Origin of the sequence: Methanobacterium sp., assembly GCA_012838205.1 — an archaeon.
In the GTDB taxonomy this organism is placed as follows: domain Archaea; phylum Methanobacteriota; class Methanobacteria; order Methanobacteriales; family Methanobacteriaceae; genus Methanobacterium.
In genome coordinates this window covers 43,018-57,155 of record DUPR01000047.1, presented here as the reverse complement: position 1 = coordinate 57,155, position 14,138 = coordinate 43,018, and the positions used below count along the sequence as shown (strand labels likewise).

General features: G+C 36.0%; 17 protein-coding genes and 1 tRNA gene. 12 read left to right on the top strand and 6 right to left on the bottom strand.

The annotated features are described in order from the left end of the window. The first annotated feature begins 85 nt into the window (after nt 1-85). The 7 genes from GXZ72_07250 (at nt 86) to cfbC (ending at nt 6,745) form a co-directional block, all read left to right on the top strand. Nucleotides 86-328 carry an RNA-binding protein gene (locus GXZ72_07250; GenBank protein ID HHT19339.1) on the top strand — a complete coding sequence of 81 codons (243 nt, stop codon included), beginning with the start codon at nt 86-88 and terminating at the stop codon, nt 326-328. 47 nt (nt 329-375) lie between these two features. Next, nucleotides 376-558, top strand: coding sequence for a 50S ribosomal protein L37e (locus GXZ72_07245; protein HHT19338.1), 183 nt, complete (start codon nt 376-378; stop codon nt 556-558). Further along, on the top strand, nt 559-1,449 hold the full coding sequence (locus GXZ72_07240) for a topoisomerase (GenBank protein HHT19337.1): 891 nt from the start codon (nt 559-561) through the stop codon (nt 1,447-1,449). Between the two features lie 83 nt (nt 1,450-1,532). After that, complete coding sequence (purF, locus tag GXZ72_07235) at nt 1,533-2,933, top strand: amidophosphoribosyltransferase (protein HHT19336.1); 1,401 nt, start codon at nt 1,533-1,535, stop codon at nt 2,931-2,933. 89 nt (nt 2,934-3,022) lie between these two features. Continuing rightward, nucleotides 3,023-4,240: a U32 family peptidase gene (locus GXZ72_07230; protein ID HHT19335.1), complete on the top strand. Its 1,218-nt coding sequence runs from the start codon at nt 3,023-3,025 to the stop codon at nt 4,238-4,240. A gap of 1,240 nt (nt 4,241-5,480) precedes the next feature. Further along, nucleotides 5,481-5,954, top strand: a complete 474-nt coding sequence (locus GXZ72_07225; GenBank protein HHT19334.1) for a CBS domain-containing protein — start codon at nt 5,481-5,483, stop codon at nt 5,952-5,954. After that, nucleotides 5,951-6,745: a Ni-sirohydrochlorin a,c-diamide reductive cyclase ATP-dependent reductase subunit gene (gene cfbC / locus GXZ72_07220; GenBank protein ID HHT19333.1), complete on the top strand. Its 795-nt coding sequence runs from the start codon at nt 5,951-5,953 to the stop codon at nt 6,743-6,745. Before GXZ72_07225 ends, cfbC begins: the two co-directional genes overlap by 4 nt. 23 nt (nt 6,746-6,768) lie before the next feature. Here cfbC and GXZ72_07215 read toward each other — a convergent pair whose 3' ends face one another. Continuing rightward, on the bottom strand, nt 6,769-7,215 hold the full coding sequence (locus GXZ72_07215; protein HHT19332.1) for a GIY-YIG nuclease family protein: 447 nt from the start codon (nt 7,213-7,215) through the stop codon (nt 6,769-6,771). 74 nt (nt 7,216-7,289) lie between these two features. Then, nucleotides 7,290-8,108 carry an MBL fold metallo-hydrolase gene (locus GXZ72_07210; protein ID HHT19331.1) on the bottom strand — a complete coding sequence of 273 codons (819 nt, stop codon included), beginning with the start codon at nt 8,106-8,108 and terminating at the stop codon, nt 7,290-7,292. Between the two features lie 157 nt (nt 8,109-8,265). Between GXZ72_07210 and GXZ72_07205 the strand changes: the two genes are divergently transcribed. After that, nucleotides 8,266-8,679: a DUF371 domain-containing protein gene (locus GXZ72_07205; GenBank protein ID HHT19330.1), complete on the top strand. Its 414-nt coding sequence runs from the start codon at nt 8,266-8,268 to the stop codon at nt 8,677-8,679. Nucleotides 8,680-8,728: 49 nt separating this feature from the next. Here the strand turns inward: GXZ72_07205 and GXZ72_07200 are convergent. Then, nucleotides 8,729-8,812 (bottom strand) — tRNA-Leu (locus GXZ72_07200). 214 nt (nt 8,813-9,026) lie between these two features. Between GXZ72_07200 and GXZ72_07195 the strand changes: the two genes are divergently transcribed. Next, nucleotides 9,027-9,329: a YggU family protein gene (locus GXZ72_07195; protein HHT19329.1), complete on the top strand. Its 303-nt coding sequence runs from the start codon at nt 9,027-9,029 to the stop codon at nt 9,327-9,329. A gap of 28 nt (nt 9,330-9,357) precedes the next feature. Here GXZ72_07195 and rfbB read toward each other — a convergent pair whose 3' ends face one another. Then, nucleotides 9,358-10,293 (bottom strand): dTDP-glucose 4,6-dehydratase, encoded by a 936-nt coding sequence (gene rfbB / locus GXZ72_07190; GenBank protein HHT19328.1) that lies wholly within the window; start codon nt 10,291-10,293, stop codon nt 9,358-9,360. Between the two features lie 21 nt (nt 10,294-10,314). Then, nucleotides 10,315-10,782, bottom strand: a complete 468-nt coding sequence (locus GXZ72_07185) for a dTDP-4-dehydrorhamnose 3,5-epimerase (protein HHT19327.1) — start codon at nt 10,780-10,782, stop codon at nt 10,315-10,317. Nucleotides 10,783-10,961: 179 nt separating this feature from the next. On the opposite strand from GXZ72_07185, the gene galU reads away from it, so the two are divergent. Both galU and GXZ72_07175 read left to right on the top strand, forming a co-directional pair. Beyond that, entirely contained in the window at nt 10,962-11,807 is an 846-nt protein-coding gene (galU, locus tag GXZ72_07180; protein HHT19326.1) for a UTP--glucose-1-phosphate uridylyltransferase GalU, read from the top strand. Between the two features lie 224 nt (nt 11,808-12,031). Further along, nucleotides 12,032-12,436, top strand: a complete 405-nt coding sequence (locus tag GXZ72_07175) for a hypothetical protein (GenBank protein HHT19325.1) — start codon at nt 12,032-12,034, stop codon at nt 12,434-12,436. A gap of 19 nt (nt 12,437-12,455) precedes the next feature. Here GXZ72_07175 and galE read toward each other — a convergent pair whose 3' ends face one another. Further along, a complete protein-coding gene (gene galE / locus GXZ72_07170) occupies nt 12,456-13,445 on the bottom strand; it encodes a UDP-glucose 4-epimerase GalE (protein ID HHT19324.1) in 990 nt (329 codons plus the stop codon). Between the two features lie 145 nt (nt 13,446-13,590). Here galE and GXZ72_07165 point away from each other — a divergent pair, with 145 nt between their 5' ends. Beyond that, nucleotides 13,591-14,112, top strand: coding sequence for a thermonuclease family protein (locus tag GXZ72_07165; protein HHT19323.1), 522 nt, complete (start codon nt 13,591-13,593; stop codon nt 14,110-14,112). The last annotated feature ends 26 nt before the right edge of the window (nt 14,113-14,138 follow it).

Here is a 14,138-nt window from a genome sequence, read left to right as displayed (position 1 = left end):
TTCCATTTTGTTTTTAATATTTATGATGGCGGTACATTTAAATATAAATCTTAACTACATTGATGGTATAGGAAAGGTGATAATAGTGAGTGTACAGAAGAATGTGAATACATCACGACCATTAGATGTATTAGGTAAAGCTCTTAACTCTCAAGTGCTAATTAAACTTAAAGGTGGCAGAGAATTCCGTGGAGTTCTTGAAAGCTTTGATATGCATATGAATTTAGTTCTAAATGATGCCGAAGAATTAGAAAGCGGTGAATCATCAAGAAGGTTAGGTGTAGTCCTCATACGCGGGGATAACATCGTCTACATATCACCAGGATAGACAAATACCAGTAAAATAGCTGGGATATTTTTTTAGGAGGATAAAAATTGAAAGGTACACCTTCATTTGGTAAACGTAACAAAAAAACCCATATCCGTTGCAGAAGATGTGGGAAAAACTCATACAATGCCAGGAAGCGCTACTGCGCTGCTTGTGGATTCGGAAGATCTAAAAGAATCCGAAGCTACAACTGGCAGAACAAGAAGCTTAACGGCTACAGGTTGAAGTAAATGGAAATGAGAAATCCCATCGATGTGCGTATCATTGTGGAAGGAGCATCTGATGTAGAAAATGTTTCCAGGGCTCTGCAGAACATTGCCCTTGGAGCTGAGTACCATATAACCATCTCCTCCATCATACCCACCACTAATACTGAAATCGCGAAAAAAGCAGTACGTGGTGCGGATATCATTTTGATCGCCACCGATGTGGATGCTCCTGGAAGAGAACTAGCGGACAAATTTCAGACGGTTTTAAAAAAAGAAGTAGGCCATATAGAAAGGATGAAACTCCCTTTCGGTCACGACGTGGAATACATCGACCCTGCTCTTATCCGAAAGGAAATTAAGAATGCGATTATTCGTTCTGGTTTGATATCTATAGGTAATATCGGACGCATCCAGGAACTCAGAGACCAACTAAAACAATCTGAAAATCAAATAACAGACTTGAAAGAAGATATTGACAATTTATCTTCAGAAAAGGAAAAAACAGCAAAAGAAAACAAAGAATTAACATCTTCCCTTGAAAGACTTGAATTTAAACAAAAATCACTCCAGGAAGATTTGAAAACCATTAAAAACAAGTATGCTGATATTAAAAATAAACACAGAATTATATTGAAGAAAAATCTGTATGAAACATTTCTTCTGAATGAACTGTGGAAAGAAAACTTTAATGAAACCTTAGAAGAAGAAGAACTTATTACTTTTATAACTAGCGAATTTAAACCTGATAACATTATTTTAGGACAGGGATTCATTGCTGCTCCTTCAAAAAAAGATGCTGTAGACTGGTTAAAAGTTATTCGCACGGTACTTATTTTTTACGATTCAAAAATAGAAGATCTTAAGGAAGAAATAGGTGATGAGAAATTCATTCCTAGTTTACTCAAAGAGTAATGTTAAAGGTCATGTTATGAATTATTTTTCATCTCTTTTTTTAGAAAGATCACCCTCAAATATAACTTTATGGAGAATTCCAAGTGCAGGATAAATGCGGTATCGTAGGTGCTTACTCTAAGAATAAGTCCCACAACATATCAAGAGAAATATATTATGGATTATACGCTTTGCAACATCGAGGACAAGAGTCCGCAGGCATATCTGCCCATAATGGTTCGGAAATGCGTACTTACAGAGGTATGGGGCTTGTGTGTGATGTTTTCAACAATGGGAACTTGATCGGATTAGATGGAAATGTTGGCATAGGCCATGTGCGTTACTCAACAACAGGCAAATCCCAAATTCAAAACTCCCAACCATTTATTGGAAAATTTGACTTGGGAACAATAGCTATAGCTCATAATGGAGATATTATTAATTCCATGGAGCTTCGTCAGAAACTGGAAAAAGAAGGAATAATATTTCAATCCTCAACTGACTCCGAAGTTATCTGCCATATGTTAACCCGAGAGTACTCCCAAACACAAAACATGGTCGAATCCATAAAAAAAGTTTCAAAAAAACTTATAGGCTCATATTCACTGGCTTTGTTAGTTAATGATGATTTAATGGTGGTAAGGGATCCCATTGGCATCAAACCTCTAGCTTTAGGCCAACGTGAAGGAACCACCATTGTAGCATCGGAAACTGTTGCTTTTGATGTGGTGGGAGCTGAATACGTTCGTGATGTGGAACCCGGGGAGATACTGGTTATCAACGATGAAATAAATAGTTTCAAAATACCACAAAACCCTGGCACATCAAAAGCTCATTGTATGTTTGAATATGTTTATTTTGCCCGTCCAGATAGTATCTTGGATGGGAGAATTGTCTATAATGTGCGACTTAATATTGGACATGCACTTTATAGAGAGCACCCTGTTGATGCGGATGTTGTGATGCCTGTGCCTGACTCAGCAATCACCGCAGCTATAGGCTATTCTCGCGCATCAGGGATTTCTTACGGTGAAGGGTTAATCAAAAATCGTTACATCGGCAGGACCTTTATTATGCCCACCCAAGAAGAGCGTGAAACATCAGTCAAGTTGAAGATGAATCCCATCAAGTCAGAACTTGAGGGTAAACGCATCGTACTTGTGGATGACAGCATTGTACGAGGAACCACATCTAAAGCATTGGTTAATGTGCTCCGTGATACGGGTGTAGAAGAAATTCACCTACGTATTGGATCACCACCCATTATTTCTCCATGTTATTATGGCATTGCCATGGCCACTCGTAAAGAGCTCATAGCTTCTGATAAAGAAGTGGAAAAAATCAGACAAACCATAGGGGTTGACTCACTAGGATATCTAAGTACAAAATCCCTAGTGGAATGTATTGGAATTAAGAAGAATGAATTATGTCTTGGATGCATCACCGGAGAGTATCCAACCCAACTTCCCAGTGATATTGATGAATATGAGTCTTGCAAGTGTTAATCAAATTTTTTTCCATTTCGAATTGTTTAAACTGATTAATTTTATAAAAAGTTTAATCATGCTATTTTCTAAGGATTAAAAGTGATTTCATGGTAGAATTACTAGCTCCAGCCCGAGATTTTACTGCACTAGAGGCAGCATTGAAGAATGGTGCTAATGCAGTATATATAGGGGTTGAAAATTACAATATGCGATCACACGCACCTAATTTCACCATGAAAAAACTCAAAGAAGCGTCTGATCGTTGTCACAGTCAAAATGCTCGTCTTTATGTGTGCACCAACACGGTGATGAATAATAGGGATATTGAACACCTCAATACTATTTTACCTGATATCGTATCTGCAGGAGCCGATGCTATAATTGCATCGGATCTGGGGGTTCTCAACATTGCACAGGATGAAGATATTGATGTTCATTTCAGTGTTCAGGGAAATATATCTAATTCTGAATCCGTGAAAGTTCTGGCAGATTTGGGTGTTAAACGAGTTATACTTTCCCGTGAATTATCCCTAGAGGAAATAAAAAGAATAATCAGGAAAAGTCCCTTGGAAGTAGAGGTTTTTGTGCACGGAGCCATGTGTCTGGCTATCTCCGGGAGATGTTTTTTAAGCTCATACCTCTACCAGAAGAATGCTAACTGTGGAGAATGTCTGCAACCTTGCAGAAAGGAGTGGAAACTGATTAGCAATGAGAATGATGATGATTTGCTTAGTTTAAAAGGAGATAATATTTTAAAAGGATGTGATGGGGGATTCAAAGGCCATATTCTAAGTCCCCGAGATCTTTGTATGATTGAACACATTCCCAAGCTTATTGAAGCAGGAATTTCTTCTTTTAAGATTGAAGGAAGGGCCAGACCAGCAGATTATGTTGCTACTGTTACTCGAGTTTACAGACAAGCAATTGACTCCTATAAAAGTGATAATTGGAAATTTAATGATGAATGGATGGATGAATTAAAAAAGGTTTATAATCGTGGATTTGACACTGGTTTTTATTTTAAACCCCCATTTGAAACTAGCAGCTACAACCAAGCTACTTTATCAAAAAAAGATGTTGGCGAAGTGGTTAATTATTATTCTAAAGTTAAAGCAGCAGAAATACGCCTATGGAATCACTTGACAGTTGGGGATGAAATTGTTGTAGAAGGACCCAGCACCGGATCTATAACCCAAACAATTGAATCAATCCAAATAGAACATGAAAATGTGTTTGAAGGTAGGAAAGGACAAAATATAGGTATTTCAATTAAAAATAAAGTCAGACCTGGGGATCTGGTTTATCGTCGTGTGAAAAGACGCTAAAAATGATAGAAATATTATACTTAGAAGTTTATTGTATTTTTCCTGATATTTTTTCAAATTCCATTTGAAGTGGTAAAGTTCCAACAAGCTATTTGATCATCCACAATAGACTAGAAGAAACTACAAACAATACCATCTTAAAACTATACATTCTCGTGTGACTGTGAAATCATAAAGCATTACTGATAGTATTAGCACCATGCTTGGTGATCACATACAAATAGCAATAGACCATACACATCGAAAGTTGGCGTATTTATCAAGCTACAGATTACTTGGATGGTAGTGAACATTCTGGAATTATCCAGACCACCCACAAAAAGTATGATATGATGTAAGTGATGGTCATTTCCACTATTTCCAGTTCAAATTGTCAATTAATCTCAAATTAATAACCGTATTTTGCTGAATTTCTTTAAATCGATTTAATTTGATGAACTATTTTTATAGCCTTAAAAATGTCTTCAAACTCCTTTGAACTTAGTAAAGTTAAATCTTCGAGATATTTTCTCCAACTATAACACGTGACTTTTTATGAACAAAAACCCACTATATAGCTAGTTTTTAGAATTATTATCCAGTCTTTTTCCAGTGAACGTTTTACCAATCCCTCTTCTACCCGCTTATCAAAGCTAAAAAAAGTATTTTTAAGTCTTAAACTTTATAAAATACCTTCAACAATAATTAAATAATGATTTATGGTACGTAAAACTCTCAAAATCTGATAATGGGCCGATGAAATTTGCCTACTGTGAAAAAATTTCAACAAACATTACTTTGATAAAAAATTAACATTGTAATTAAAAAAAATCACCTAACAATTTTTCAATGCTTTTTTTTGCCTATTAATTCATTAAATCAATTGTTCGTGAATTAAAAGTTTGATAGATTAGTATAATAGTTCATTAAGGTAAAATTTGTATTATAAACTATTTGTAAATGAATTTTAAACTATTAACTTGTCATTTTTAGTTCTACTTGACCATATAGAAAACTAAAATAATGGCTAACTTACCATTACAATAATAAAGGAAAACTCCTAAATTTGGATGTAATAAAAATATTTGAAAAATAGATATTGAATTTATATACGCCCTTAAAAAAGAGTAGGATATGAAAAATTTCAAAATACCCGATTTAAAAAATTAGTGAAAATTACTGAGGTAACTTTTACATGAAATTTTTAAATTAAATGATAAAAAGGCCATTGTTAGCGAATTAATAGTGGAGAGTTGATACAATGAAAATTCAGGACGCTATGGAAAAAGAAATAATTAAATTCAATGTAGATGACCGGATTATTGATGTTGCAGGAAGTTTGCGTGAAAACAAGATCAGTGGAGCGCCGGTGGTAGATAAAGAAGGAAAACTCGCAGGAATCATCAGTGAAGGTGATATCATGCGACTCATAGAAGTTCACTCCCCCCATATAAACCTGATCTTACCAGCCCCACTTGATTTAATTGAATTACCAGTACGAATGAAATACGAGATAGATGAAATTGCTGAAGACATGAACAAAGCCGCATCACTCCTAATTGGAGAAATAATGACTAAAAAAGTTGTCACCATCGACCCAGACTCCGATATATCTGATGCAGCGCAGTTAATGGATACTCATGATGTAAAACGACTGCCCGTAGTTGACAGTGCTGGGAAAATGGTGGGCATCATAACCAGAGGAGATATTATTGGAGCCATGGTGAGGGGATGAGTAAAACCAAACACATTGCCATTTATGGTAAGGGAGGTATTGGCAAATCCACCATTGTCTCCAACTTGGCTGCAGCCTACTCCAAAAATAAAGATGTGTTGGTAATTGGCTGTGACCCTAAAGCAGACACCACCCGTACCCTTGTAGGGCGCAGGATTCCCACTATCTTGGACATTTTAAAAGAAAAAAGAGATATAACTCAAGAAGATGTTCTATTCCCTGGGTATGGGAATGTGAAGTGTGTGGAAAGTGGTGGTCCTGAACCGGGTGTTGGATGTGCAGGCAGAGGAGTAATTGTTGCCATGAAACTACTGGAAAAGTTGGAAGTCTTCTCACAAGAACCGGAAGTTATAATTTATGATGTGCTGGGAGATGTGGTCTGCGGAGGTTTTGCAGTACCTTTAAGGGAAGATTTCGCTGATGAAGTTTACATCGTGACTTCCGGAGAATACATGGCACTATATGCTGCCAATAATATTTCTAAGGGTATAAAAAAGCTTAATGGTAATCTTGGCGGGATAATTTGTAACTGTAGAGGCATTCCTCGTGAAACAGAGATTGTTGGAGAATTTGCCCGGCGGATTGGAAGTCAAGTTATAGGAGTGATTCCCCGGAGTGAATTAGTTCAGGAAAGCGAAATTGATGCTAAAACCGTTGTAGAGAAATTCCCAGACTCTGAACAAGCCAAAAAATATTTTGAAATTTCGAAAACAATCACTAATAACCAGGAATTCGTGGTTCCAGAACCCATGGATGCGGAAAAATTTGAAGAGTTCTTCAGAACTTTTTAATTAACCTTCATTTTTCAAATGAGTCACTTAAATCTCCAAATTTTTAATTCTAATCCCATTTTTTTAAAAGCATTTAAGCATGCAGATTCAGCATCAACAATATTAGAAAAATAAACAAGATGAGAATTACATTTACAATCCGAACATCCGAAACCTTGAACTTCTTTTCCTGCACATGCAATATAGTTGGCCAGTTCACATTCATGTTTAACTCCATCGTCTGATAAATATACATCAAATACCGAGGATTTTTGGTTATCCAGAAGATAATCAACATGCCAGTGCAGTTTCTTATTATTCCTTAAATGTCTTCTGATCCTACCATCTAGGGAGTTCATGGCAGATCCAACATAAACATAGCATCCCTTATCAAAATTCATTTTTCCTTTTTTACCAATTTTAATTGGTAGATCAGCTTCGAGATTTATTAAAAGACAGTAAGTTCCCTTTCGAATGTTTTTAGAATTCATATAAATGATTATTCCCTATTTATTACCATTAATTAATCAAAATTTAAGAATATTTAAACCCCCCTCCAGTTCAGTTAATCATTCAAATCCCATAATTTCTGACCAGACTCCAGAGGGATGAATATATCGTTAAATTCTTTATTAAATATACATAATGCATCAAATCCAGTGCAGTGCCCTAAAGCTATAAGGCCAGGGTCTATTTTTTTAAATTCATCCACAGTCTTTTCTATTCGCTGCAAAGTTGCGCCAAATAAGTGTGACCCCCCAATAACTCCAAATATCTCGTCCTGAAAATATTCAATGGCAGAATATAATATGTTCACAATACCACGGTGAGCGCAACCAGACAAAACCAACAATCCCTTATCTGTTTTCAAAACCAAATTCAATTCATCAATGAAATTATCTTTTAAATATTTGCCATTTTTTTTAATAGATAGATATCCTGGAATCGTTTCAAAATCGCAATACTTATCTACGTGGTTGAAAATCCACAGATTACTTCCTATCTTGATGGTTTCAGTAATAAACTCCATTTTTATGCCTGATTTATTAGGATCAGCTGATTTTGGAAACCCAATGTAACGTGAGTTTTCATCCGATACAGCATATTTAGGGGTTAACGCATCAGGATGTAAGAAAAATTTGGTTCCAGTGTTAAAAAGAGCTGGAATCCCACCAGTGTGGTCATAGTGCCCGTGACTGAGCACAACCTTATCCACAGAACTTAAACCCATCAGATTAAGGTTATGTTTGAAAACTGTGGGAGTCTTTCCAGTGTCCATTAAAATTTTTTCATTCCCATCATCCAAAAATAAGGAAAGCCCATGCTCAGCATAAAAATCTGAAGCAAAAATGGCCCGATTATCTACAACACAACTTATATTCATGATAAAACTCCTGGAAGATATAGAATACTCTATCTATTTTAGTATCCTAACTATATTAATTACATTACACTAATTCATTATTTAATTAATCAATAAAATCATTGAGTTATAGATTTTTTTTTATCTGATTAATTCATCAAAACAGAGCTTGATTATTATGAAATTTAGCTTCGAAGCCAAAGGACATCCCAATGTGACATCTCAACATCGCAGCACATTTGAAGTGACCCAAGAGAAGGAAATAAGACTTGCAGCAGATTGCATTGTTGGAGTGGCCTCAAAAGTGTCATTAAATGACATGCCTTCTCAGATGAAGGAGGCTATTCGTGATGAAAAAACTCATATCAAAGTTATATTGGAAACAGAAAATTCAGAAGATGAGATCACAGGATATGGTCACCCTTCACTTACACTGGATCATCCCACCGACATGGTTTGTCGTAAAAGTAGTTATACATGCAACCGTACCCTAATGATAAATGCAAATAAGGCTGCAGTAGATTTAAACCAACAACTCGTGGATGATCTTAAATCAGGAAAAAAATTAACTGTTAAGATAATAGTTGATTAATTATGTTCGATTAAAAATGGAATTAATCGCATATATCAATGAAAAAGAGTGCAGGGGACGGGATTCGAACCCGCGAAGGGACTCACCCACTAGGCCCTCAACCTAGCGCCTTTGACCGCTCGACCACCCCTGCTGTGCTGATTCTCACACAAGAGAGTAAAGCATACCATCATCTCTCACTTTCACTATTTAAAGGTTACCTCTAATGACAAAAGGGATTTAAATAGTAAATAATATCATTAGTTGATGAAAAAACAGCTAATAGATTTTAAATCTCAGTATAGATTAAAATAAATCAAATAACAACTTAAACATACATTTAAATTAATGGTTGGGATGTTTTTAAAGTGCATGCGGTTCGGATCAGTCCTGATGGGATAACAGTGAAGATAGAAGTATCCCCTAAATCAGATAAATTCAAGATCACCGGTTATAATGAGTGGAGGCAAACTCTGGAAGTTAAAATCAAGTCAGTTCCTACTAAGGGAAAGGCAAATAAAGAACTGATAACTGAATTTTCAAAATTAACTAATCGACCAGTGGAGATCATATCCGGACAAAAAAGCCGGATAAAAACTATTAAAATTAGTTCAATTGATGATGAAAGTTTTTTAAAAATTCTAAAACAATTAAATGTGGATTTTGAGTGAATTTAAATATAAAAAAATGATAAAAAGGTTATTTAAACCTTGAAAAGTTCTTTTTATACCATTCTACAGTTTCCTGCATTGCATCCTCAAAAGTAGTTTCTGGTTTCCAGCCTAGCTTCATAATTTTAGCCGAATCAAGAGAATAACGCCTATCATGACCTAACCTGTCTTCAACAAAGGTTATCAGGCTTTCTGGTTTCCCAAGAAGTTCCAGTATTAGTTTTGTTATTTCCAGATTATTTCGTTCGTTACCCCCGCCGATGTTGTAAACTTCTCCCAGTTCACCTTTGAGTAAAGCTACTTCTATTCCTTTACAGTTATCCATAACATATATCCAGTCCCTGACATTCTTACCATCACCATAAACCGGCAACGGTTTGTCTTGCATGGCATTCATAATGAATAAGGGTATTAATTTTTCTGGATACTGGCGAGGCCCAAAATTGTTACTACTCCGGGTTGTAATAACAGGAGTATCGTAAGTCTTCCAGTAAGCACTTACCAAGAGGTCGCCACCCGCTTTACTAGCTGAATACGGGCTTGAAGGATCAAGATTGCTTTTTTCTGTGAATGAACCCGCTTCTATACTCCCATAAACTTCATCAGTAGATATTTGCAAGTAACGTTCAACATCGTGTTTGCGAACATTTTCTAAGAGGTTATAGGTGCCTATGACATCTGTTTTCACGAATACGCCCGGATCCTGTATGGATCTATCTACATGGGTTTCAGCAGCAAAATTTACCACCATGTCACAGTCTTTCATAGTACTGAAAACTATCTCATCATCAGCTATATCCCCTTTAACAAATTCAACTTTGTCACTGACTTCTTTGATGTTTTCCATGTCCCCGGCATAGGTTAACTTGTCCAGGATCACTAATTCATAATCATTATTCTCATACAAGTAGTGTACAAAGTTGGATCCAATAAATCCCGCCCCTCCAGTAATCATTATTCTCACAAAAATCACCAGTTATAAGTTCTATCCGTGTTTTTTACTTTTATCCAGTATCCAGTCATATGGAATTTCATCAGTATCTGGTTCAAGACGGAACTCATCAGGCTCATCATAGTTAAATGGTAATGTGGGTACACTTACAAAGTAGGCAGTTTCGTCACCAACTGCTTTAAAACCATGATAAACATATGGGGGGACACTGATTAACATTGGGTTTTTTTCTCCAATGAAAAACTCGTTGATTTCCCCATAAGTAGGAGAATCCTCCCTACTATCATATAAGGCTACCTTCATCAGACCACGGATGCATGTAAAATTATCAGTCTGCTTCTTATGCAGATGCCATGCTTTCACTACTCCCGGATACGCTGTGGTCATGTAAACTTGGCCAAATTTCTGAAATATATCATCGTCGCACCTTAAAATTTCCATTAACCATCCTCTCTCATCAGGGATGACTTTAAGTTTCTTTAGTTTCACGCCGTCTATCATAAATACACCGTTTAATTCGTCTTGGAAAGTTTTATATATCTCGCTCCTATTAACCATTACCATGGATTGAGTTTGATAGTAAAGACTTATCAAAATCATATTGTCAAAAAAAATTTTTATAGATTCATAAATAATTCACATATTTTGAATCATGTTAATCATATATTGGAGCGAAAAGAATGAAAGCTGTTATACCTGCTGCAGGCCTCGGAACCCGATTTTTACCTGCCACCAAAGCTCAGCCAAAAGAAATGTTACCGGTTTATAACAAACCAACCATTCAATACGTGGTTGAAGAGGCAGTTGCCTCAGGAATCGATGATATATTGATTATAACTGGTAAGGGAAAACGATCAATTGAAGATCATTTTGACCGTTCTTTTGAACTGGAGTATTCCCTCCGTAACTGTGGAAAAATGGATTACTTGGTAGAAGTAGAAGCTATATCTGAAATGGCAGATATTTATTACGTTAGACAGAAGCAACAGAAAGGACTGGGAGATGCTATACTCTGTGCCGAAAAACACGTCGACGGACAACCATTTGCCGTGCTTTTAGGAGATACAATTACTCAGTCTTCAACTCCTTGCACCAAACAACTCTTGGATGTTCATGAAAAATATGATGCATCCGCTATTGCAATAGAAAGGGTTCCACATGATAAAATTGAACGTTATGGAATTATTGAGGGGCAACAAGTTGAAGATGCTGTTTACAAAATTGAGGACATGGTGGAAAAACCCCGGCCAGAGGATGCACCATCTGATTTGGCCATTACCGGACGTTACGTTCTGGATTCTGAGATATTTGACCATCTTGAAAATATCCCTCCAGGTGTTGGTGGGGAAATACAACTCACCGATGCTATGCGGCGTTTAGGCAAGGTATACGGTTATGTATTCGACGGCAAAATGTATGACATAGGAAACAATGTAGAATGGCTTAAAAGCTCTCTTGAGATAGCTTTACAAGACCCTGAGGTTAATGACGAGCTAAAAGAGTATTTAAAGAATATTCTTAAATAAAATAAATAAATGTTTCCCTAAAAATTTCTTTTTTCTTTTAAAAATTATGCAAAATAACTGTCAAATGAAATAATTGTAAATATTTTCCCCTAAAAGGATTATACTAACTATAATCCTCAATGATGGTTTTTTCCATGATATTAATATTTTTAAATATTATAACCATATAATTATATCATGAAAAAAATATTATTTATTAATATGAGAGGAGGAGGGTAAAAATGATGAAAAAAATTGAAATAGGGCTAATAGTAGCAATTCTTTGTATTATTGTGGCTTTAGCAGGGTGTACTACAAATAATAACTCTAATACAAGCCCATCAGATGCAAATACAAGCACTTCTAACGCATCAGATTCAAATTCCAACAATCCAAATGATGTCATTCTTGAAATAGATTATCCTGGTAATTGGGGTGGTTCAGCAAGTGGTACGTTTGGGTATCGTGGATTATCCGGTCAAGGAAAACAAACAGTTAATTTAGGTAGTGTATCTGGTGTTTTATCTGTGAGTACTTGGAAAAATGATGCTAGCTCGGGGACTATGAGTCTTACTATAAAAAGAGATGGCAAAATTTTAGGATCACAATCTAACTCTTATGGATCAGCTTCTATAACTGTGACCCTTTAATCACCATAAAAAAAGGATATTATAAATCCTTTTTCCCTATTTTGTTATCTTTTTTATACCATTCCCATGCAGTTTTGATGATTTGAGTTAAGTCACCATATTTTGGCTGCCATTTCAGGATTTTATGTGCTTTTTCTGAACTTCCAACTAGGATGGGCGGATCACCAGGCCGTCTTTCTGTTTCAGTGGCTTTGATCGTTCTACCTGTGACTTTTCTGGCTTCTTCTATTACTTCTTTAACTGAAAATCCATTACCATTTCCTAAATTGAAAATTTCACTCATTTTGCCACTTTCCAGATATTTAAGGGATTTTATATGGGCGGCAGCAAGATCGGTCACATGTATATAATCTCTAATACAAGTGCCATCAGCAGTTGGGTAATCTGTTCCGAAAATTTTTATATCTTCTCTTTTCCCAGATGCAGCATCTAAAATGAGGGGTATCAAATGAGTTTCTGGGTTGTGTCTTTCTCCAACATCACCTTCGGGATCAGCCCCAGCAGCGTTGAAATAACGTAGAGAAACATATCGGAGACCATAAGCAGTGCTATAATCTTCTAAAATTTTTTCCACCATAAACTTCCCTTTACCATAGGGATTTATAGGGTTTTGAGGATGGGATTCGGTGATCGGGATTTTTTGTGGGTTTCCATAAGTAGCACATGTAGAAGAGAAGATCAACTTCTTTACTTCAAATTCATTCATGACTTGGAGAAGGTTAAGTGTGTTTCGCAAGTTGTTGAGGTAATATTTCTGGGGATCTTCCACTGATTCCCCTACGTAGGTGAATGCTGCAAAATGCATAACTGCATCTATCTCGTATTTTGAAAAAACGTTCCTTAATAATTTTAAATCACCTAAATCTACGTTTTCATATTCTCCCCATTTTAAGAAATCTTCGTGACCGTAGCTCATATTATCCAGTACCACGGTTTCATATTCCGCAAGGTTTAGTTCCTTATTGGCGTGGGAACCTATGTATCCTGCCCCTCCAGTTACCAGTATCATGTTTTTATCTGTTGTATTTTATTGCATTTAACCCCATCGTGTGTAGTGATTAAATACTTAAATTACAATTAATACATATAATTCAAAGGAAAATCTTTTATTAAACAAACCGAATGATTAACACAACAAAATCAAGATGATAAAAATGCGTTTCCCATATTTAGTTATAATAATTTTAATCTTAATCCTTGGGATTTCTGGTTGTGCCCAAAAAAAGTTAGATCAGTCTGATGACTCACTATACCCCTTAAACAATACCAACAATTCCCTTGAAGTTCCTGAAAACTCAACAACAAATAATGAAACTGTTAACAATAGCAAAGATAGTGATCGTTCCAATATTGAGGTTCGTGGCAAATGTTACAAAGTGGTGGATGGAGACACTATAGACGTGGAAGGGGTTGGAAGAGTGCGTTTTGTTGGCGTGAACACACCAGAAAGGGGAGAACCTGGATATAAATCTGCTAAAGACTTTGTAAAAAAGAGATGTCTGGGTAAAACCGTTGGTTTGGACATTGATGATTATAAAAATAGAGATAAATACCATCGAACCTTAGCTGTGGTTTATGTGGATGGTATCAACTTGAACCAAGAACTCCTGAAGAAGGGTTATGCTGAGGTGATGTATATCCCACCATCCGAGTTTAATCCTTACAGTTGGACCTAAACTTAGGGACTTAATAATTAATGCAG